Source organism: Ruminococcus sp. 1001713B170207_170306_F1 (assembly GCF_015668065.1).
GTDB classification, from domain to species: Bacteria; Bacillota; Clostridia; order Lachnospirales; family Lachnospiraceae; genus Blautia_A; species Blautia_A faecis.
Window position 1 is genome coordinate 21,206 of the sequence record NZ_JADPEX010000009.1, and the last position, 19,608, is coordinate 40,813.

The following is a 19,608-nucleotide window of genomic DNA, read 5'->3' on the forward strand; positions in this document are numbered from 1 at the left end:
TCACGTATTTTATTTTAATTGGTCGCATGAAAAATGTAATTTTTTTATTTTTTTTGCAGAAAAGGAAATGAAATATATTTCGTTCCTAATTCCTTTTCTGCATTTCCATTTACTGGTCAATTACTTCTGTCATATAAGCTCCCTGACCATCTACCGCAGTAACTATTTCTTTTCCGTCTTCTGTTTCAATAATCTGCCCCACTGATACCTGATCCTGTGGTCCGCTGGTGCTTAAATCCGGATCTTCGTCAAATGTGGCCAGCGGGTACATTACCCTCTCTCCATTTGCATTGAAAAATTCATGTAATTCAACTCCAGAACTGGCAGCCACTGAAGCTGTTCCAATCAGCATACACGCTGCCGCTCCAATCCAAAACTTTTTTCGTTTCATCATGCTGCTCCTTTCTCTTAACCGTGATTATTTTTTATATCCACAAATACTACAGGTCTTCTTCAAAAACGGATAACTATGTTTACTGCAATATGTCCATGGAGTGTAAGTTTTTATCCCCCTACGATGGCATTTATTACATTTGTTTGAGATAATCAGCCGTTCTTTGTAACAGATTCCAGCTGTTCCAACTGTTCGAAAATCTGTCTTTTTACCAACAGCTTCTAAATATCTCGCCGGATGTTCACATGGCGCATTTGTCGCATAGGAAGAAATCGCTTCAATTGGTTCTGTTACAAAAGATCCATCTTCATTTACTCTGACAATTCTTTCCTTAGCACCAGTTTCTGTTACATAAATGTTTCCACTGGAAATTACTTCCTGCGCTTCATTTTCCGCACCCATTACAGAGATACCCTGCCCTGCCATATTTCCCATAATTGTAACACTTGTCATAATAATTGCCATCCACTTTTTTAATCCACTCATCCTTTTTACCTCGTTTTCTTAAATTTTTCCCTATAAGTTGTAAATAAAAATTTTTAGAGCCCTCCCTTCAAAGTTTCGTTATTCCTTTTTCACTATATATCACGTAAAATTTCGGTATCCGTTGCATCCTTGCTAAAAATAATTTATTTTATTCTCAAAACCTCCAGCCCTAATTTGGCACACAAACAGGATCCGTTTATAATCTGTGTCTTGGCGTTTTATAAGTAGCCGTAAATCAAAAGCCCCCCGGCAGCATAGTTCCAAAGATCCATACTATCGGGGGCTTATCCCTCATCTCATCATAATTTCCATATTCTCCTGACGATATAAAGCAATTTATCAATAGTGCTGTTCCACAACTTATTTTTCAGCCAGGCTGTCAAGGCATCTTTTTATATCTTCTTTTTGCATGCACTCAATGGTCCAGGTGCGTTCTTTTGTTTCTGGCAGATAGCCAAGCACTTCCTGCCAGGGAAGGTTTCCGCTTCCAAGTCCGATGTGGGAATCCCGGTCTCCGCAGTTGTCGTGGATATGGACATGGCTTACATAGGGAGCCAGATTTTTCGCCCACTCCCTGACATCCAGGGAAGAATAACAGTGTGCGTGCCCGATGTCCAGGCACAGCTTAAAGTTCGGCTGGTTCACCCTCTCATAAACATCCAAAAGGAGCCTCCAGTCATCATCAAATACATTTTCTAAAACAATTTCTATTTCTGTTTTGTTCTTCATAAATTCCTGCCAGAATTTGGCGACATGCTCCGCCCAGTATTCTTTGTAATAAACATACGGGTTCATGCCAGAGTGAAAGACAATCTTCTTAGCTCCAAGTTGAAGCCCCGCCTCATAGCACTGGTTGAATCTTGTCATGGTGGCTTCCCGCACCAGGCTGTCGTATGCACAGGGGTTCACATCCAGAAATGGGCCATGAAGAATCAGATCCCTGGTCCCTATCTCTTTCATCTTCTCCCAGTACGTTTTGATTGAATTCGAAAGCTGATCCAGGTTATCCGAAATGGAAAAATCAATGCTTTCGATCCCGGTTCCGTACTCTTTTACCAATGCTTTCATGTCAACATCTAAAACTAAATGGCTAATATATATCATTTTTTTCCTCACTTTTTTACGAAGCTACTCCTGCCTCTTTTAAATGGCAGAACAGGCAGAAGCCCCGCAAGGCCTTGCTGCCTGTTCCACTTTTTATTTTACTGTGATCTTAATTTTTTTCGATTTGGAACCTGATTTTACCGTAATGGTGGCAGTTCCTTTTTTCTTGGCTTTTATCACACCCTTTTTCGTAACGGTTGCCACCTTCTTATTGGAAGTGGTATAGGTTACCTTCTGCAGGGAGGTGATCGGGCTGATGACTGGCTTTAAGGTCAGCTTCTTGCCTTTTTTCAAGGTTGCCTTAGACGCAATGCCTGTGATCTTGGTTGTCTTCACCGCCGTCTTTTGAACAGTCACATTAATCACCTGTTTTTTACCGCTCGCCAGGGTGATGGTGACTTTTGCTTTTCCAGCCTTTAAGCCTTTTATGGTACCTTTTCTGGTCACTGTTACGATCTTTTTATTGCTGGTAGTCCAGCTCTTGATGGAATCCCCATTTGCCAGACCGGTTACCTTCACTTTTGTGGTAGACTGTTTTACCTTCAGCTTAATGCTAGAGGCCGTTACCTTGATGGTGGGGGTAAGTTTACTTCCCACTGTACGGGTTTCCGTTTTTCCCTTGTTGCTGGTGCGCTTCTGGGTTTCCGGGGCAAATACGGTTGCCCCCGATACGGTTGTCCAGGGGCCAAATACCTCCGGGACTTCCGTTGGTGTCGGAGTCGGCGGAACGGGTGTCGGGGTAGCTGGAACCGGAGTTACAGTTGGTGTCGGGGATGGAGTATCGGTACGCTGTACCACAATCGTATAATCCGTTGTCTTTCCAGACTTTGTGGTTACGGTAACTTTTACCTCTGCTTCCGCATCTGGATTGGTCTTATCAAAATACATGGCAATTCTGTGTGCTGCGCCACTTCCAGTTACTTTTCCAAGTACCGTTACCTTGCTGGTACCGCGGATTCCCACAGCGGTGACGGATGCGCTGCTGTCTGCCGGTTCTGCAAAGATATTTAAAAACTCCCTGCTCTCTTTATAGATTGCCCGGTAGCTGGTTGTCACGCTGCTAAATTCCGGGGACAATGAAATCCGGTTTGCCGTATTGGAGTAGGTATTGCTGGTGCTAAGCGTCATGTTCGCCAAAACCGGCGTAGAAATATCCTGGGAAATGTGGAAGGTATATTCCCGGCTCTTTCCCTGGCCGCTTACGGTTACCTTTATATCTGTGGAGCCGCTGCTTACATCCGCCACAAAGCTTCCTGCATACGCCTGTCCATTTACGGTTATGGTACAGCCTTCCGGTGCTTTCAAAGCAAAGGTTACCTTGCTGGCATTCTCCGCTACCGTTAAGTTATATTTTAAGGTATCCTTTCGGAAGGCAGAAGGCCAGGTCACTTTTCCAGTATCTGCCGTGGCTGTCACGCTGTTTAAATAGGCCCCGTTGGTTTCCAGAGCCATCAAGTAATTGGAATCATTTTTGTAATAAAGGGTGCCTTCCCGGTCTGCGCAGATGGTACTGATACAGTATTCCTGCTGGTCACTTGCCGGACGGAAAAGCTCTACGGCTGTTCCGGAAGTCTGTCCCGGTTCATCGGATAACATATAAATACCGCCTGGTTTTGCATTGTAGGTAAAGTACAGATAGACTCTTCCATCTGCCTGTCCATCTCCATTATAATCCTGGTTTTCGTAGGCCGTGGACAGAAGAGGCGCTGCCTGGGGATAGCCTGGAATGGATACGTTATATGCCAGAGAGATCCCGGAAGCGGTTTCAGTTAAGACTGCAAAATGATGACCGCCATCGGAACTAAACTGTTCGCCATTTCCGCAGACACCTACATAGATCCTTCCCTTATATACAACCGGGGAAGCAGTTACCATGCCGCCAAGGTTATAGCTGCAGGCAGTTCCAAAGGTGCCGTCTGCATTCATCTGCACGCGGTACAGATACCCGCCTTTGGTGGTGAAATATACATAACCATTATTATAAACGATAGTAGAACGGATATCTCCATGGCTTGTCATCTTATCCAGGAGCAATCCGGTATGTGTGTTTACGGAATACAGGATGGCGGAGTTGGTATCTGTTCCTTCTGAAGAACCGTCGTCGGAACCAAATATCAGGTAATCGGATGAGGCATAAGAACCAGCCCAGTAAAAGCCGCCTTTATGGTTGTATTTCCAGGTGCAGTGTTTAATCTCCGTTCCTGTGGATGGATCCTCGTCTGTAACAGACAGACAGAAATAAGAGCCTGCTGTGGTCTCAGAATTCCAGGTTCCGGTATAGATATAACCATCCTTGTAAGTGATCGGGGAAAGTGTCTGACCTCCCAGGGACTCACTGATCCATAAGGACTTTAAGGAAGTAGCACTGACCGCCTGGATCTGACCGCCGCCGATCTGTGCAAAGAGCATTCCCTCTGCATAGGTAAGGGGGATCATGGCATACTGCATATTTCCAGAGAGCTGTTCGCTGGTCTGAAGGATTTCCCCTGTGTTTTTATCCAGCTTATAGATAAACTGTCCAGACGCTACATAAACTGCTCCGCCCAGGATCAGTGGTGGTGTGATGGCTGCCTCCCAGCCCACTCCGATCCTTGTAGCCCATTTTAACAGGGTGGAATCCGCACTGGTTGGGGTGCTGCTTCCGGTAATGCCGTTATTCGTATCACTATTTCGGAAATTGATCCAGTCATTGTCCGTGATCTCCGGCTGCGTGGCATCCTGTTTTACCAGTTCTGCGGTAATATCGGAAACCTCGCCTCCGGTAAAGCTGCCCTGCTGGGAAATATAGCCATATTTAGAAATATTCCAGGTATAGGCTTCTCCCTGGAGGATGTTCTCATAAACCATCAGGGAATCGGCGGAAGGGGTAAGGCGCTCCCCATCCTTGTCATATACGCTGATGACCGCATCCTCCGGAGTAATTTGAAAACTTACCTTGTCGCTTGTACTTTTATGCACCAGGATAGTATAAGTTCCTGTGGAGGTATAGGTTTTCTCTGCCAGGGCAGGATCCGCATAGGTGTTTGCCTCTGACATGGAGAGCGTCACTTTGGTATCACCGGTGTCTGCCAGTGGAACGCTCACAGCCGTATCTGTAGAAGAAAACGGAACCTCTTTTACTTCGCCTGTGGTTACATTTTCACTGGAAATGGCAAGCTGATACCAGTTGCCGGAAAACGCTTTTGGAACCACCTGTAAAGAAGCGGTAGAAACTACTACCGTTGCCTCGTAGTCCCTTGTAGTTCCTGTGGTGTCAAATTTCGGAAGGATATTTTTTGCCAGGTCCTTGTCATCCGGCAGGCAGGCCTTGAGATCGGAAAGGTCAAGACGGCGTTCTACCAGGATCTGGTAAACCTGCTTGTCCCCTTCTGTTCCTGCGGTGATAGTATAAAGTGCTCTTTTGGAGCCATTTTCTCCGGCTGCAAAAACGGAGGCAGCTATATTGTAACGGGTACCATCTGTGTATCCGCTTTTTGACATTTCCGCATTCTGTTTTTCTCCGTCCAGTCCCGTGGTTTCCAGCTGAAGGACGGATCCCTCCGGTGCATTCCCTGCCAGATCCGCTGTGATCCAGAAGGATGCGGAATCCATGTTGGAACCATATTCTGCCACATAAACCTTGCCGCCAAACTCTGCGTCAAGATCAGACATACGCTTTAATCCTACGGTAGAAGCACCGCTCTGGCTGGTATATAAGGTCAGGTTCTGAAGGTAGCCACCCTCATCCTGCGCATCGGTTTCTGGCATGATGATAGGATCTGTCTCCCCTTCAAATCCCTCCTGGGAATCAGAGGCTTCAAAGTCCTCTTCTCCTGAAAAATCTTCTTCTGCTTCCCCGGAGGTAAACCCGGTAAATTCAGAAACGCTTGCAAAAGAATCCTCACTTTGTGTGTCTTCGGATTTCTGGGAACCACCCTCAAAAGAATCCGTCTCATCTGTAAAAAATCCATCCTCTTCTGCGGCATAAGCGGTGTTTAACGCATACACCGGAAGATTTCCAGCTAACAGGGCCGCAGACAAAAGTCCGGTCAGCCATTTTTTCATTGTTGGTTTCATTCAGTTCTCCCTTCTTTTCTTTGCTTACGCCGTTATTTTGGGCTTTTTCTTGCTTTCTTTTTTAAACCTTTTCTTTGCCGTTACAAAAAAGAGAGCAAAACCAGTTTCCAATACCGCAATCACCAGAAGAAATTTTGTTGTCAGACTTGCTTTTTGGATTCCTCTTGTCACACTTCCTGCAAAAGATTCCTCCTGAGCCTGGTTCTTTCCAGTTGTATTTGTAACTGTGGTTTTCGTTTCTTCTGTAAAACCATCTGACGCCTCACTTTTTTCTTCTACCACCGGGGAGGGAGTGGCTTTTTCCATCACCTTCTCCCCTGCTATGGTATAGCCAGGCTTTAAATCCTTTGCATATTTCTTCCCTGTCCGGTCTGTCCACTTCGGGGACTCATTTTTTTTGGTGTCAGCTGTCTTCATATTTCCAAACAAAGAAGTCTGTTTCTCCCCCTGGAGCTTTAAGGAAGCCTTAATCTCCCCAGTGGTTTTCTCCCCCTCTTTGCCTCCAGCTTTGCTTCCCTCCACCTGTTTTAAATTGGATAAGGAACCCTCGCCGTTTTGTCCTGGGATAGTGGCCTGGGACTTATTTCCGCCATGGTCGGAGCCATGTACCAGGTTTCCAGGGGTACCGGCTGTTTTTATATCCGGGATCCCCATGACTAAAGAATCACTTACATTTCCCGCTGCATCCTTTACCACGATCACCAGGTCTTTTTCCCCGGAGGATAATCCAGTCAGGGTAATGGTATTGGTTCCGGCTAATACTTCTGTTCCTTTCCCACTTGTATCTAGGGAAGGTACTTTTGCCCCTGCCTCAATCACCTGGTAATAACAGGTTCCTTTCTCTGAGGTCTTATAGACCGCCGAAGCGGTATCTGTGGAAATACGGCTGGCACTGACCTTTTTTAAAACAGGTGCTGTTTTGTCGGTAAGTGTCAGGGTAATATAATAGTCTCTGGTGGTTCCATCCTCTGCCGTTACTTCCAGGCGGACCTTCGCCTCTTTTTCCTGGTCGGCAAAAAAGATCTTCCAGTAGAGGCGGTCTTTGTTGTCTTTCGTTCCCGTGATGGTCTCATCTTTTTCTACAGTTCCTGCCTTGATACCGCTGATGGCATAAACCTTAACAGAAGCTTTTTCATCCTCTACTTCTGGCCAGATGTTCAGGCTCTGCCGTTCGCCATCGTAGGAAGCCTCAAATTTTTCCTTATCTGGAGCCAGATCCGGGCTTAATTTTAAGATTCCTTTTCCGTACTTGTCGGAACTGGAAACATACAAGCCCTTTAAGGCTGTGTTGCCGCTAAGAAGGGTGATAGTATATTCCGTCACCGCAGGATCTGCCGTGATCTTCTGGTAGAATTCCTGGTACCCTTCTTTACGGACATAAAGTTCATACGCCTGTCCCTGTAAAAGAGAATACCGTCCATTTTCTTCTGCAGAAACCGGGTTTCCCTCTGCATCCAGTATCACCCCACTGGCATCTCCCGGCTCAATTTGAAGTCTCACGCTCACCAAAGCCGGGGTTGGAGTCGCAGTCGGCTGTGGAATCTCGGTTGGAGCCGGAGTTTCTGTTGGTGCCGTAGTTGGCTCCGGAACCGGTGTTGCAGTCGGCTCTTGTGGAGTCTCAGTTGGAGCTGGTGCCTGTGTAGGCTCTGGCTCCACGGTCGGCTGTGGTGCCACAGTGGGCTCTGGCTCCATGGTCGGCTGTGGTTCCTCACTTGGAGCAGGCTCCGGCTGTTCCGGTTCCGAAGGCTCTTCTGGTCCTCCTTCTTCGCTTTGTATCATCACTTCTTGCTGTGCATATATCTCATAAGGGACACTTCCAGCAATCAGAGCTGCCGTTAAGGTTCCCATTACTAATCTTTTTTTCATTTACCAGTCCCCCCATGTCTCGCCGTTTACCCCGCCGCCTACATCGGCACCGGAATAAAGAGAAAATCGAAGTCTTACCTCATCCCCGTCCGCTGGGAAATAGGAAGACATTCCAACACTCATGTATTCACCGTTCACAGAATACAGCCAGCCGGAGTCCATGGTAAAATCAAACTCTCCAAGCCAGTTGGAATCGTGGTCGGATAACTGACAGTTCACTTCCTGCAAGTGCGCCATCAGGTCATCCGGAATAGCTGCATTTGCGGAAATGCCGCCCCTTCCGATTGCTTTTAAGTAAAAGCCGCTGGTGGCATCCCCATTGTTGCGCCAATCAAAACCTGTATTTTGTAATAGCCGCAGCAGAACCGAAGATAACTGTTCTCCCTGGTAATATTCGATGGACGTTGCCGGAAGAATGGTTCCAAGTCCTACCGTACCCGCTTCAATGCTGATGGTGATAGAGCCTGCCACCTGTGGTCCTGCATCTTCGCCCTTATATAAGGTAAACGCAGGAAGTGTGGTGGTATATCCCTCTTCATCGGTTGCCTTGATTTCTATGGTGTTGGCACCCTCTGCCAGTTCCAGGCGATAAGCCAAAATGCCTTCCGCCGGCTGTCCCTGACAGCTCAGCTGCTGTCCGTTTCCAGTTACAGAAACAGACGCTGCACCCAGGCTGTTTCCATAGTGATCGGTTGCCTGGATGTAAAAGGTACGGTAAGAAGCATTGACCGTCTCCCCATCGGTAAGGTCTGTGGCAATCTTCGGGTAATTATCTTCTACCGGTTCCTCTGGACTTTCCGTAGGGGCAGGTGTCGCAGTGATCTGCGGCTCTTCCGGTGCCGGGGTAACAGGTGGCAGATCCTCATCCGGAGTCTGCGCCCCGTCCTGGTTCCGGTTATCATCCGCATCTGGTGTTTCCGATGGCTGTTCGGAATTGTCTGGTTCATCCTGGTTATCATATTCAATCGTATTACTTTGATTCTCTTGATTTTGGTTTGTATTGTTATTATTTTCTGGCGGCGTTTCCGTCACAGTTGCCTGTGGGGTGGGCGTTACGCTCTCCTCCGGTTCAGGCGTTGGTGTCACCGTCTGCATTACTGGTTCCTTTGTCGGCTCCGGCGTAACCGTAGGAGTCGGTGTCTCTTCTGGAAGAAGCTGGGCCTGTTCCTGCTGCTCTGCCATTTCCTCGCCGTTTCCATCATTCTTAGAACCTGCATAGGCAAAACCGGTTCCCAGATACCCTTTTAAGGAGCTGTCTGCACTGATTCCCTGCACCGGGTTTGGTACTGCCTCGGGCTCACTTTTTAATACGCCCTGTGCAAAAACGACAGCAGCCAGAAAAAGCACTGCCACAGGAATGAGCGCTGCCAGTATTTTTCTTTTCTTTTTTTCTTTCATAAACAGCCTCCTTTCCTGTCAATAAAGTCTTTCAATGTATTTCATGATCCATCTGTCATACCAGCTTGCAGATGCTTTTAATTCCTTTTTTAAATGCCGGATACAGCTTGCCGTATCATGGCGTTCGGAGGCCGATACCGGATGGGGGCTAAACGCTGCCTTTTGTCCAATCTTTCTTACTCTTTCATAGAGTAATGTGGTCTCATCTGAATACTGTGTGCCATGCTCGTATAACGCTCTGGCATAACCAGCCATGGCCCTCACTGCCAGTTTGGTGTCCTGGGAGGCAAAGCACTTTCTTCTCTTTCGGTTTGTAAACGCTCTTAAGAATATCACCGTCAGGATAAACAGAAACATAAACGTATCAAATACGATCAAAAACAGAAGAAGGAATTTTTCGATTCCAAACAATGCCAGCTTCAGGCTGAAATTGGTACGGATGTTCTCTTCCACTGGCGGCTGTGATTCTGTCTCTGGGATTGAAGCAGCCAGCTTTCCTTTTGCTTCCAGCCCTGTTTTTAAATTGGCTTCTTCCATAATACCGTAATAGGAAGGTGTCATTTCAAGCGGAACCCATCCAAGTCCATCAATGTAGATCTCTGTCCAGGCATGTCCGTTAGTTCCCGGGATTTCGATAGTTTCGCCATCTGTTTTCCCATCTACATCTTGAGGGGTGATCAGATACCCTTCCACGTACCGGGCGGGAATGCCATAATAGCGGAACATAAGCGTCGCCGCTGTTGCAAAATGAACGCTGTGCCCGATCTTAGAGGTGGTTAAAAAATTCTCTGTAAAATCCCCGTCTTCAGAAAAGACATCCGTTTGGGAACTGTAGGTCATGTTCTTTTCCAGATAGGAGCGGATCCTGGTGATTGCCGTGTAGTAATCGGTATGTCCTTCCTCCCGGTTTCCGCCGTCTCCAAGTTCCTTTTGAAACAGGGTTTTTAAGGACGCTGGAAGAGCGGTATCTTCCTGATAAACAAAGGTATTGTAATAACTCTCCTGGCTTCGGTAGGAACTGACGGCATCCGCGCCGCCATCCCCTGCATTATTTCCAGCGGTCAATGTCTGATAGACCTTTGCTCCAAGGGTGGTAAAATCACTTACCAGATTTCCAAGGGAGGAAAAACGATAGGTTCTTTCTCCAAACAGTCCTCTGGCGTACAGGGTGCTGTCCGCCTGGGCGTTTTCGCCTGTGTAGCCGTCTGGCAGACCTGAGAGCTCATACGGGGTATAAAGGTATTTACTGCTTGCCGTTTTATTATTTATCGAAATGATTCCTTTTTCACTGGAGAGGGAATCGTCCTGGATCAGATTTCTTGCATTTAGAAGCTGGGTTTCTCCATAAAAGCCCTCCTGGTGAAGCCAGTAATACAAGTCTTTTTCTTCATAGGCCTCTTCCGTGGAAATCTCCGTCCAGGAAGAGCCGTCATAAACGCTTCCCACAAAGCCACGCAGATACAAAGAAGCCGGATGCTCCATGGTAATTTCAAATGCCGTATCCGATGACGCACTCCAGGCTCCGGTCTGCTTTAACTTTCCATCTGGAAGGGAATTTGCCCCCTGCCCTTTGTAGCGGAGCCTGGAAAGTCCACTTAATGCCTCTTCTTTGGCATTTGCCACAAGCTGGGAGTCCTGGTACTCATTCTTTGGCACCAGGCTTTGAAGGAACACACCCCCGAAAACGGAAACCAGAAGAAGACCAAATGCCCCGGCAATAAAAGCGGACACATCGGCAGCGTTACCTAAGTTTCCCCCTTTATTTTTCGTCATGTAGTTTAATTCTAACAGGGTTCCAGCGTAAAAGCAAAGACAAAGCCTGGTATCTGGAAGCAGGCTGGTTTTTACCAGAACCACCGGAAGGACTGCCGCAAAAAGAAGGAGCAGCACATACCACCGAAGCTTCAGGATTAAGAAGCCAAGCAGCCCACATGCAATGCCAAGGAAAATAAAAGCAGCCAGCTCCCCATTTGCTTTTCCAGAATCCTTCAGCTGGTAGATGGTAAGATAAATCCCTGCTTTTTTCCCAAGAACTTCTGCAAGCTGGTTCCAGAGCGAAAGGAATCCATTTAAGAGCATGCCAGAAAATGCAAACAGGCAGATCCCGGCAGCTGCACTTAACGAGAAAACCGCAGCAACCAAATGTTCCCGAAGCCTGAAAAGAAAGCCACAGAAAAGGGCGGTGACAGCGACGCTCACCAAAAAAGGAATCCCATTCACAGACGGAATCAGGGTATGCAAAAGCGCAAAGGTACCAACGCCATTTACCAGAAAAATCAGGATACTTTCCAGCAGGATACCGGGCAGGTATCTTCTATGTTTTTCTTCTTGTCTTGTGATCCATACTTCCATGTGATGGTTTCTCCTTTATCCGCTGCGATTCCGCAGCCTACAACGGTTACCTCGCCCCGGGTTCGAAGGCTTCTAAGATCTTCCTCTTCTGGGGTGCCTGTAATATAAATATAATTTGCAAATCTTTGTTGTCCCGGAGTGTGAAGATATTCTGTGATGGTGCAGGGCTTTTCCCCCTCCCCTCCGTGGCGGAGGAATAAATAGAGAATAGTTTCATAATCCTCGCGGGTGCGTATTTTTTCAATGTAAAAATGTCCGGTGCTGTGGTCAAACACGCCTGCCTGACAGGAAATGCCCTGTTCCATAAAACTATTTAAAACTGCGGCAAACACTTCACCAAGCGTCTGTGCTACGGCTGGAGCTTTTTCCTTTAAATAGGGCTCTGCCAGGATCAGGACCGTATCATCCACCGGGAAACTTCTCTGGCGGATCATCATTTTATCTAACTTGCCGGTCAACTTCCAGTGGATCTGACGAATGCTGTCCCCCTCCTGGTATTCCCGGATATCAAAGGTCTCCCCCGGATCATCCCCAGGACGGGCTCCGGAATAGCGGAAGCTCTCCATGTCAAAGCCCTCTTTTGTGAGAAACTGAAAATCTTCCTTTTGCTCACAGGGCATCACCACCGTACAAGCGGACAGCCCCGCCTTCCTCTTTTGCCCTGCCAGACCAAAGAAATCATAGGAGCGCCAGGTGTGTAAGGTGGCGTAAATACAACCGCACCACTGGCTTTTTCCCTGGAAGTCAATGGCTTTTTTCCCCTTTCCTTTAAGGGAAAACGAAAACGGAAGCTCCATCTTCTCCCCAGTAAAATGATTTTCCAAATGCAGGCTGCCTTTTCCTAGAAATACCGGAAGGACAGAGCCATTTGCGATCTGAAGCTCCCCCTTCCAGATTCCATCCTGTTCCGCAGCTTTGGGGAGCTTTAGCTTCATAGTGATCTTTTTTCCGCAAAAGAAACCAAGCAGCAAAAACGCCACTACCGCAAGGGCGGACAAAAGCAAAAGGACGGCATATACCCAGACTCCGGTAAAAACCGCAGCCAGGGCAAGCAATATGAACCATATAAGTAGTAAAATCCTGTTTTTCATTCTCCCTCTACCTTCGGTGCCGATGTATCTTTTAAAATTTCTTCCAGAATGTCCTTCGCACTCTGCTCCTGGTATCTGGCTCTTGAATCCAGGATCATACGGTGTGCGGTTACATCTGTGAATACTTTTTTTACATCTTCCGGGATCACATAATCCCGTTCTTCCATGAAGGCTGCCGCCTTTGTCATACGGCATAAAGCCAGGGTTCCACGGGGGCTAAGACCAAGTGTGATCATCGGATGGTTTCTGGTTGCCTCTGCAAGGGTTGCAATATAGTTCAGGATGGAATCTGCCATATATACTTTTTGTACCTGATCCTGAAGCATAACAACTTCTTCTTTGGTAATAACAGCTTTCGCGTTCTCCAACGGATTTTTTGTCTGCCGGTCCCGAAGCAGCTCTACCAGGTTTTCGTGATCCGGGTAGCCCATGGAAAGGCTTATCATAAATCGGTCTAACTGGGATTCCGGCAGCATCTGGGTTCCGGAAGAGCCGGTAGGGTTCTCTGTAGCAATGACTACAAAGGGCTGCGGAACCGGATGTGTCTCGTTATCTACCGTTACCTTTCCCTCTTCCATGACTTCCAGAAGGGCTGCCTGGGTTTTGCTGGAGGTACGGTTGATCTCGTCCGCCAGAAGCATGTTGCACATCACCGCGCCTGGGCGGTAGATGAATCTGCCCGTCTGTTTTTCGTACATGGTAAATCCGGTTACATCGGAAGGAACTACATCCGGCGTAAACTGGATCCGGTTAAAATCCATTCCCATAAGACGGCAAAGTGCCAAAGCTGTGGTTGTCTTTCCAACACCAGGAACGTCTTCCAAAAGCACATGTCCTCTTGCCAGCACTGCCATGATAATCTTATCCGTAACTTCTTTTTTTCCTTTTATAATGGTTCCAAGCTCCTTCTGAAGCTGTGTGATCTTATCTGCCATTTCTTTCCTCCTGCCCTTTTTACTGGCTGATCCAGGTTCTTTTTCTTATGTGTCAATTGGTATCGCTCATATCATAAAAACTGGTTTTGCAATTTAAAAACCGGCTGTATGCCGCCATTGCACAAAACGCCTGGTCGGTAGCCATGGGATCGCTGTCCCCGTCTAATAGATGGGAAAAGCTTCCATCTTTTTTATAATACTCCATCAGGTTGTCGTAAAGCCCTTTTTCCTTTTTCCGGAAACGTGCATCCTTGTTACAGTCGATTCCATACGTGCTAAGCGCAAGGATTACCTGGGAAACGGACTCGGAGCTTTTATCCCCATACGCCTCATAACCGCCATCCTCTGCCTGCGCATCCGCTAAAAATTCCACGCCACGGTCAATGATGGCACTGATTTCTTCCTCTGTGGCATAGGGCTCTAAGCACTGTAAGGTCATGGCAGTCAGATCCACATCTGCGGTATCGGAACTGTCATCTAAGGAAAATCCACCGGATGGCTTTTCCTGTCCCACAATGTAGGTCAGATACTTTTGTTCCAGTTCCCCGTCTACGTCCGAGCGGTCCGCATTTAAGGCAAGAAGGGCATACACGGCTCCATTTAACCCCTGCGCGGTTACAGCCTCAAAATCTTCCAGGGACTTTATAAGGTCATACCCTCCAATATCGGAAGGATTGATCCCGATGGCCTTACAAGCCAGGACAGCCCTTGCATACTCGGTATAGCGGTTTTCACTTAATACCCCTTCCTGCTCCTTGACGCGCTTTTCTAAGTTTGCCCTGTATTTTTCGTAATAGCCGTCCTCTGCCGCTTTCCCGGAGCGTGCCAGTGCGATCACCGTCCACTCTCCGCCGAGGGAATCGGAAGCTGGGGAGGGAATACTTGTCTGTTCATAGGAAGCAGTTTTCTTTAATGCTTCCTCTAAGGACGGTGTCCCACCACCGCAGCCAGATAACAGGCTGATGGCTGCTGCCGCCGCCAGAATTCCGGCAAGATAGCATCCAGTCCTTTTCTTTTTGGGATTTAACATTTTTCGTTTCTCCTTCTTTTAAAAATCAAATTCCACTTACATCTATTTTCTATTACCGGTTCTCTGATTCCTGTATCAGCCCATATTTCACCTTGATCCGCTCCAGCTTTTCCAGAAGCGGGCGGCTAAGCAGCCATAGGAAGATCACGGTGGAAGCTGCATGTACCAGATCCACGGGGGCGCCTGAAATGTAGTAGGCGATCAGGCTGCTTTTTGTAATATATCCGTAGGACATCAGGATGCTGGCAGGATTCATAATGCCTCCATAAATTAAAAAGACACTTAAAAATCCGTAGATACAAAGATCGAACTTCCTGGCTTTTAAAATCCCCTTCTGGTACAGGATCCCTGCCAGAAATCCGATCATGCCAAAGGCAAACATCTGCCAGGGTGTCCAGGGGCCCTGCCCCATAAACATGTTGGAGATCAGCATGGTAAGGCTGCCAACTAAAAATCCAGCCTCGCCGCCAAAGGAAATCCCGGTTAAGATCACGATGGCAGCCACAGGCTTGAAGCTTGGCACCATGAAAAAGGCGGCGCGTCCTGCTACGCCAATGGCAGCTAATACGGAGATTACCATGATCTCCCTTGCCTTTGGCTTCCTGCCCTCAAACATCATAAAAAAGGGAAGCATGGCTGCCATTACCACGATCAGGCTGCAGAGCAGGTATTTTCGCCCTCCCCATATCTTCACCGAGAAGAATAGAAGGATTGGTACCACGATCAGCATGACCGCAAATGCAAACCAGGTGCGGCGGCTTACCTTTCCCTGGCGCTCCATCTGGCGGATAATCATTCCGTCGGACGGAAGGGTATATTCTTCCAGTTCTTCAGAAGGAACTTCTTTTCGATGGAAAGGATTTTGTTTTCCCGAATTCTTTAAACGGGCGGCATCCGAAGCTGGTTTTTCTTCCCCAAAGAATTCATCCAGAAATTCATCTAACTGGGATTCGTCAAGCATGACACCACATCCTTTCCGGTAACTGCCTCTGGAAACAGACCTCTTGCCATACGGTTTGCCGCAGTGGTATAAAAATTATTTCCAGCGAAAAAGTCTCTTGTCTTTTTGCTTGTCACCACATTTCCCTCAAAAAACAGGCCTGTCGTATCCGCATACTCGGCTACAAATTCCACGTCATGGGAAATCATGAAAATCGTCATTCCATGGGATTGCAGCTTCTTTAAAATACTTCCAAGCTCTTCTTTGTATTCCGCATCCATTCCCTTGGTCGGTTCATCCATGAGAAGGATCTTCGGGCGAAGAAGAAGCACTTTTGCAAGGGCAAGCCGCTGCTGCTCCCCGCCGCTTAAATCATAGGGATGGCGGTTAAGCAACCCTTCCAAATGGGTAAGGCTTACAATCCCCTCGATGGCTTTTTCCTTTTTCATGGAAATGGGGTACTCGCTGGACGGCTTTTCTTTTTTTCCGCCGATCACGCTATAGAGGTCTTCTAGTACCGTCTTTTTTAAAAAGATGCTCTGGGGATTCTGTGGCATAACACCAAGATACCCACCGTATAACTCCCGGTCGGAAAAGGAACGAAGATCCTTTCCATCCAGGTAGATTCTGCCGCTGTACGGCTGGTGTACTCGTCCAAGTAAAGATAAGGTGGTACTCTTTCCGGTTCCGTTTCCCCCTACCAGGGCATAGAATTCTCCCTTTTTTACTTCCAGTGACAGATCCTGAATGACATCGGGGCTGTCCTTTTCATACCGAAACCAGACATCCTTCATCTGGATGGCTGGGGGCGTATTTTCTTTCTGGCGCTTGAAATGCCCAAAAAGCCCTGCCGTTTCGTTTTTGTTTTTCTCCCCCTGTCTTTCCAACCTTTGGTTGGCCTGCTGGATCTGTTCTTTTTTTATTCCTTTTTCTTCTATATATTCCCGGATCCACTGTCTGCCCTCACTTACGGTAAGGGGACAGGTAAGGGTGCTCTCTGTCCCTGCATAAATCTGCATGGGAACCGGCATGGATAAAAACATGCCGTGGTGCTGTTCCTTTAATTTGGTTCCAATCTCCCGGGGTGTCCCTTCCATAAACAGGGTACCCTCATCCATGACAAACACCTGGTCGGCATACGGAATGATATCCTGCAGGCGGTGTTCGGTGAGCAGTACAGTAGTCCCAATATCACGATTAATCTTCTTCACGGTCTCCAGAAAATCGGAGGCTGCAATGGGATCCAACTGGGAGGTTGGCTCGTCCAGGATCAGTAAAGACGGGTGCATGGCCATCACGGAAGCCAGGTTTAGAAGCTGTTTTTGCCCGCCTGACAATTCCGATACATTTTTATAAAACCACTTCTGGATACCAAAATAACTTGCCATCTCTGCCACCCGAAGCCGGATGGTGGCATTGTCATACCCAAGGCTTTCCAGTCCAAACGCCAGCTCATGCCATACCTTATCGGTCACGATCTGGTTGTCCGGATTTTGCATCACAAACCCGATCTCCTGGCTCTGTGTGCGGTGGTCGGTATCCCTAAGCGGAATATTCCGATAGAGGATCTCTCCCTCTTTTTCTCCAGCTGGTGCAAGCACGCTTTTTAACTGGCGAAGCAGGGTGCTTTTTCCACAACCGCTCCTTCCCATGATAACATTTAAGGTTCCTTCTTTTATGTTCAGGTTTACATGCTCCAGAACTTTTCTGGAACTTTCCGGATAGGAAAACCCGAAATCCTTTATTTCTACAAGATTCATCTGTCTGTTCCTTCCTGTTCCAGAGTCTGGTAAATTTTTTGATACGTCATTTCAAGGTCCGCCGTTTCTTTTCTCCTGCTATAGGAAAAGCGGATGGTTTCTGTCACATCCAGCAGCACTGGAAGAAAACAAAAGGCTGCAAAACAAAGATAAGTAAGCAGGGCAAGTAACGGGGAAACCGAAATGGGTGCCGCGTATCCCTGGATGGTAAAGCCAGCTAACAGGATTCTGGGATCATAACTTGCATAGGCAGCCCCTTTGATACAGCCCCCTGTAAATATAGCAGACAGTCCGATCATCATTCCCAGGACATACTTATCTTTTCTTGTAAAATGGTAAATGGAAAACGCAGTCCTTCCCTTCAGACCATATCCCCTGCTTCGCATGGAATCAGAGGTCTCAATGGCGTTTTCCAGCGCCCAGGTAACCAGGATGGAGAGCATGTTAAGCCCATGGCGGATACGCGCAAAAAGGCTTCCTTCTGATACATCCCGTCCCATGGCTTTCTGCCCGCTTCGGATTACTTTTAACTGTGCAGTAAACCTTGGCACAAACCGAAGCGCCATAGATAAGATCAGGGAAAGCGCCGGAATGATCCGCCCAAACAGATAGATAAATTTATCCGTTGTCATCACTTTATTGTAACAGGAAAACCACTGGATGACTACGAACATCACAGCGCCAAGCACCACACCGTACACAAGTGCTTCCAGGGTGATCCAGTTGCCGCTGCTTTTTACATAATACAGCATGGTAACCCCGTAATGATTAAACATGGGATTTAATAGTGCCACAATGAGAAGACCTGGCAGAGTAAGAAGAAAGCTTTGTTTCAGAGTCTTTTCCCATCCGTTTAATAAAAACGAATAGGAAAATGCTCCAATATAAGAGATCCCGATGAACACCGGGTGTTGATTGAACATGGTAAAAAAAAGTACCACTGTAAAATAGAAAAAATTCAAAAAAGGATGACAGGCAGAAAAGGTATCCATTACCGTAAGGTTTGCACACGTTCTGTTGTTTTTTTCTTTATTCATTGACAACGCTTTCGGCACCGATATACTCCCTCTTCAGTTCATACTCATCACAATAGGCATCCATCTTGCTGCCTTTATAACAGCGAATGGTACAGCTCTTATTAACGATCCACGGACCGACATACTCCGGATCGTGACGGATTTCCACACTTTCCAGCCGGTTGCAGCCATGGAATACCCAGCGTTCGATCACATCCACACTCTCCGGGATCACAACATGTTTTAAGTTGTTGCATTTGAAAAAGGCACTATCGCCAAGTTCTACTAAACCTTCCGGAAGGTTTAATTCCTCAAGGCCTGTAAACCGAAACGCCTCTGCCTCGATTACCTTCAAGGTATCTGGGAAAATTACCTTTTTTAACTCCTTGCACCGAAAGAACGCTTTACTTCCAATCACTTCAACGTGGTCTGGCAGCACCAGTCTTTTTAGCTTGGAACAGGAATCAAATGCTCCCTCCTGAATTTCCCGGCACTCTGAGTCTTTTGCAAACACGGCTCTTAATAGATTGGTACAATCACGGTAAGCTTTTGGTCCTAAGGTTTTTAAAGACGCTGGAAAATGGACTGCACGCAGGCTGTGATTTTCTGAAAACGCCCGCCGTTTAATTTCCTTCATTGTCTTAGGAAGAACAACTTCCTTTCGGATCTGGCACTGGAAAAAGGCTTCCCGTCCAATGATCTTACAATTTGGCGGGAGAATGACTTCCCGCATCCGTCCATCTGCCCGAAAACAGCCATCGTCAATGTAGATATATTTTTCCGGGATCTCCTTCCTTGTAACATCCCCCTTTAACATTTTTGCCTGCTGTGCTGTAAATGTCCGGCTGTCATACCGCAACATACTCCAGCGCATTTCTTCATCTTTATAAACACGCATTCTTTTCTTTCCTCCGCTTTTTAGGGTAACAAAAACAGAGCCCCATTACTTCGATGAGCCTCCGTCCTTTACGACAAGTGGAATATGCTGACTTAAAATGCGCTGTTATGTACCGCTGATTTCATACAGTGATTATGGTTCCGGAATCGCACCGAATTTTCCTAAATCAGCCTTATCTGGCTGAACCATGTCTGGTTATTTGATTTTTCGTTCTCTGATATTTCTACCTATATCAAATATTGTTATTATAGCATTTGAAATGGTATCTGTCAAATTTTGGCA

14 protein-coding genes are annotated in these 19,608 nt (G+C 47.1%); all 14 read right to left on the minus strand.

Annotated features, from left to right (window positions below):
• Positions 1 to 109: 109 nt before the first annotated feature.
• The 14 genes from I4V84_RS07440 to I4V84_RS07505 all read right to left on the minus strand — a co-directional run bounded on the left by I4V84_RS07440 (position 110) and on the right by I4V84_RS07505 (position 19,326).
• Positions 110 to 394: a hypothetical protein gene (locus tag I4V84_RS07440; protein ID WP_147422319.1), complete on the minus strand. Its 285-nt coding sequence runs from the start codon at positions 392 to 394 to the stop codon at positions 110 to 112.
• A 24-nt stretch (positions 395 to 418) separates the two neighbouring features.
• Complete coding sequence (locus I4V84_RS07445; RefSeq protein WP_195700016.1) at positions 419 to 880, minus strand: hypothetical protein; 462 nt, start codon at positions 878 to 880, stop codon at positions 419 to 421.
• Positions 881 to 1,240: 360 nt separating this feature from the next.
• Entirely contained in the window at positions 1,241 to 1,984 is a 744-nt protein-coding gene (locus I4V84_RS07450) for a sugar phosphate isomerase/epimerase family protein (protein WP_187564942.1), read from the minus strand.
• Positions 1,985 to 2,077: 93 nt separating this feature from the next.
• A complete protein-coding gene (locus tag I4V84_RS07455; RefSeq protein ID WP_195991504.1) occupies positions 2,078 to 6,040 on the minus strand; it encodes a cadherin-like beta sandwich domain-containing protein in 3,963 nt (1,320 codons plus the stop codon).
• Between the two features lie 24 nt (positions 6,041 to 6,064).
• On the minus strand, positions 6,065 to 7,906 hold the full coding sequence (locus I4V84_RS07460; protein ID WP_195991505.1) for a hypothetical protein: 1,842 nt from the start codon (positions 7,904 to 7,906) through the stop codon (positions 6,065 to 6,067).
• Complete coding sequence (locus I4V84_RS07465; protein WP_195991506.1) at positions 7,907 to 9,304, minus strand: DUF4430 domain-containing protein; 1,398 nt, start codon at positions 9,302 to 9,304, stop codon at positions 7,907 to 7,909.
• An 18-nt stretch (positions 9,305 to 9,322) separates the two neighbouring features.
• On the minus strand, positions 9,323 to 11,656 hold the full coding sequence (locus I4V84_RS07470) for a transglutaminase domain-containing protein (protein WP_195991507.1): 2,334 nt from the start codon (positions 11,654 to 11,656) through the stop codon (positions 9,323 to 9,325).
• On the minus strand, positions 11,581 to 12,747 hold the full coding sequence (locus I4V84_RS07475; RefSeq protein ID WP_195991508.1) for a DUF58 domain-containing protein: 1,167 nt from the start codon (positions 12,745 to 12,747) through the stop codon (positions 11,581 to 11,583). Before I4V84_RS07475 ends, I4V84_RS07470 begins: the two co-directional genes overlap by 76 nt.
• A complete protein-coding gene (locus tag I4V84_RS07480) occupies positions 12,744 to 13,682 on the minus strand; it encodes a MoxR family ATPase (protein WP_118580669.1) in 939 nt (312 codons plus the stop codon). The genes I4V84_RS07475 and I4V84_RS07480 overlap by 4 nt, the downstream gene beginning before the upstream one ends.
• Positions 13,683 to 13,734: 52 nt before the next feature.
• Positions 13,735 to 14,712, minus strand: coding sequence for a prenyltransferase/squalene oxidase repeat-containing protein (locus I4V84_RS07485; RefSeq protein WP_195991509.1), 978 nt, complete (start codon positions 14,710 to 14,712; stop codon positions 13,735 to 13,737).
• Positions 14,713 to 14,764: 52 nt separating this feature from the next.
• On the minus strand, positions 14,765 to 15,673 hold the full coding sequence (locus I4V84_RS07490; protein WP_237925520.1) for an ECF transporter S component: 909 nt from the start codon (positions 15,671 to 15,673) through the stop codon (positions 14,765 to 14,767).
• Complete coding sequence (locus tag I4V84_RS07495; protein WP_118580660.1) at positions 15,652 to 17,412, minus strand: ABC transporter ATP-binding protein; 1,761 nt, start codon at positions 17,410 to 17,412, stop codon at positions 15,652 to 15,654. The genes I4V84_RS07490 and I4V84_RS07495 overlap by 22 nt, the downstream gene beginning before the upstream one ends.
• Positions 17,409 to 18,449, minus strand: a complete 1,041-nt coding sequence (locus I4V84_RS07500) for an energy-coupling factor transporter transmembrane component T (RefSeq protein WP_226855067.1) — start codon at positions 18,447 to 18,449, stop codon at positions 17,409 to 17,411. Before I4V84_RS07500 ends, I4V84_RS07495 begins: the two co-directional genes overlap by 4 nt.
• The gene (locus tag I4V84_RS07505) at positions 18,442 to 19,326 is read right to left on the minus strand and encodes a leucine-rich repeat domain-containing protein (protein ID WP_177968197.1); all 885 of its coding nucleotides are present in this window, start codon (positions 19,324 to 19,326) and stop codon (positions 18,442 to 18,444) included. The genes I4V84_RS07500 and I4V84_RS07505 overlap by 8 nt, the downstream gene beginning before the upstream one ends.
• Between the last annotated feature and the right edge of the window lie 282 nt (positions 19,327 to 19,608).

Excerpts from the sequence above, each read along its gene's own strand:
- I4V84_RS07460 (WP_195991505.1), bottom strand. The coding sequence starts at position 7,906 with ATGAAAAAAAGATTAGTAATGGGAACCTTAACGGCAGCTCTGATTGCT.
- I4V84_RS07455 (WP_195991504.1), bottom strand. The coding sequence starts at position 6,040 with ATGAAACCAACAATGAAAAAATGGCTGACCGGACTTTTGTCTGCGGCC.
- I4V84_RS07490 (WP_237925520.1), bottom strand. The coding sequence starts at position 15,673 with ATGCTTGACGAATCCCAGTTAGATGAATTTCTGGATGAATTCTTTGGG.
- I4V84_RS07500 (WP_226855067.1), bottom strand. The coding sequence starts at position 18,449 with ATGAATAAAGAAAAAAACAACAGAACGTGTGCAAACCTTACGGTAATG.
- I4V84_RS07505 (WP_177968197.1), bottom strand. The coding sequence starts at position 19,326 with ATGCGTGTTTATAAAGATGAAGAAATGCGCTGGAGTATGTTGCGGTAT.
- I4V84_RS07495 (WP_118580660.1), bottom strand. The coding sequence starts at position 17,412 with ATGAATCTTGTAGAAATAAAGGATTTCGGGTTTTCCTATCCGGAAAGT.
- I4V84_RS07485 (WP_195991509.1), bottom strand. The coding sequence starts at position 14,712 with ATGTTAAATCCCAAAAAGAAAAGGACTGGATGCTATCTTGCCGGAATT.
- I4V84_RS07445 (WP_195700016.1), bottom strand. The coding sequence starts at position 880 with ATGAGTGGATTAAAAAAGTGGATGGCAATTATTATGACAAGTGTTACA.
- I4V84_RS07440 (WP_147422319.1), bottom strand. The coding sequence starts at position 394 with ATGATGAAACGAAAAAAGTTTTGGATTGGAGCGGCAGCGTGTATGCTG.
- I4V84_RS07475 (WP_195991508.1), bottom strand. The coding sequence starts at position 12,747 with ATGAAAAACAGGATTTTACTACTTATATGGTTCATATTGCTTGCCCTG.
- I4V84_RS07470 (WP_195991507.1), bottom strand. The coding sequence starts at position 11,656 with ATGGAAGTATGGATCACAAGACAAGAAGAAAAACATAGAAGATACCTG.
- I4V84_RS07465 (WP_195991506.1), bottom strand. The coding sequence starts at position 9,304 with ATGAAAGAAAAAAAGAAAAGAAAAATACTGGCAGCGCTCATTCCTGTG.
- I4V84_RS07450 (WP_187564942.1), bottom strand. The coding sequence starts at position 1,984 with ATGATATATATTAGCCATTTAGTTTTAGATGTTGACATGAAAGCATTG.
- I4V84_RS07480 (WP_118580669.1), bottom strand. The coding sequence starts at position 13,682 with ATGGCAGATAAGATCACACAGCTTCAGAAGGAGCTTGGAACCATTATA.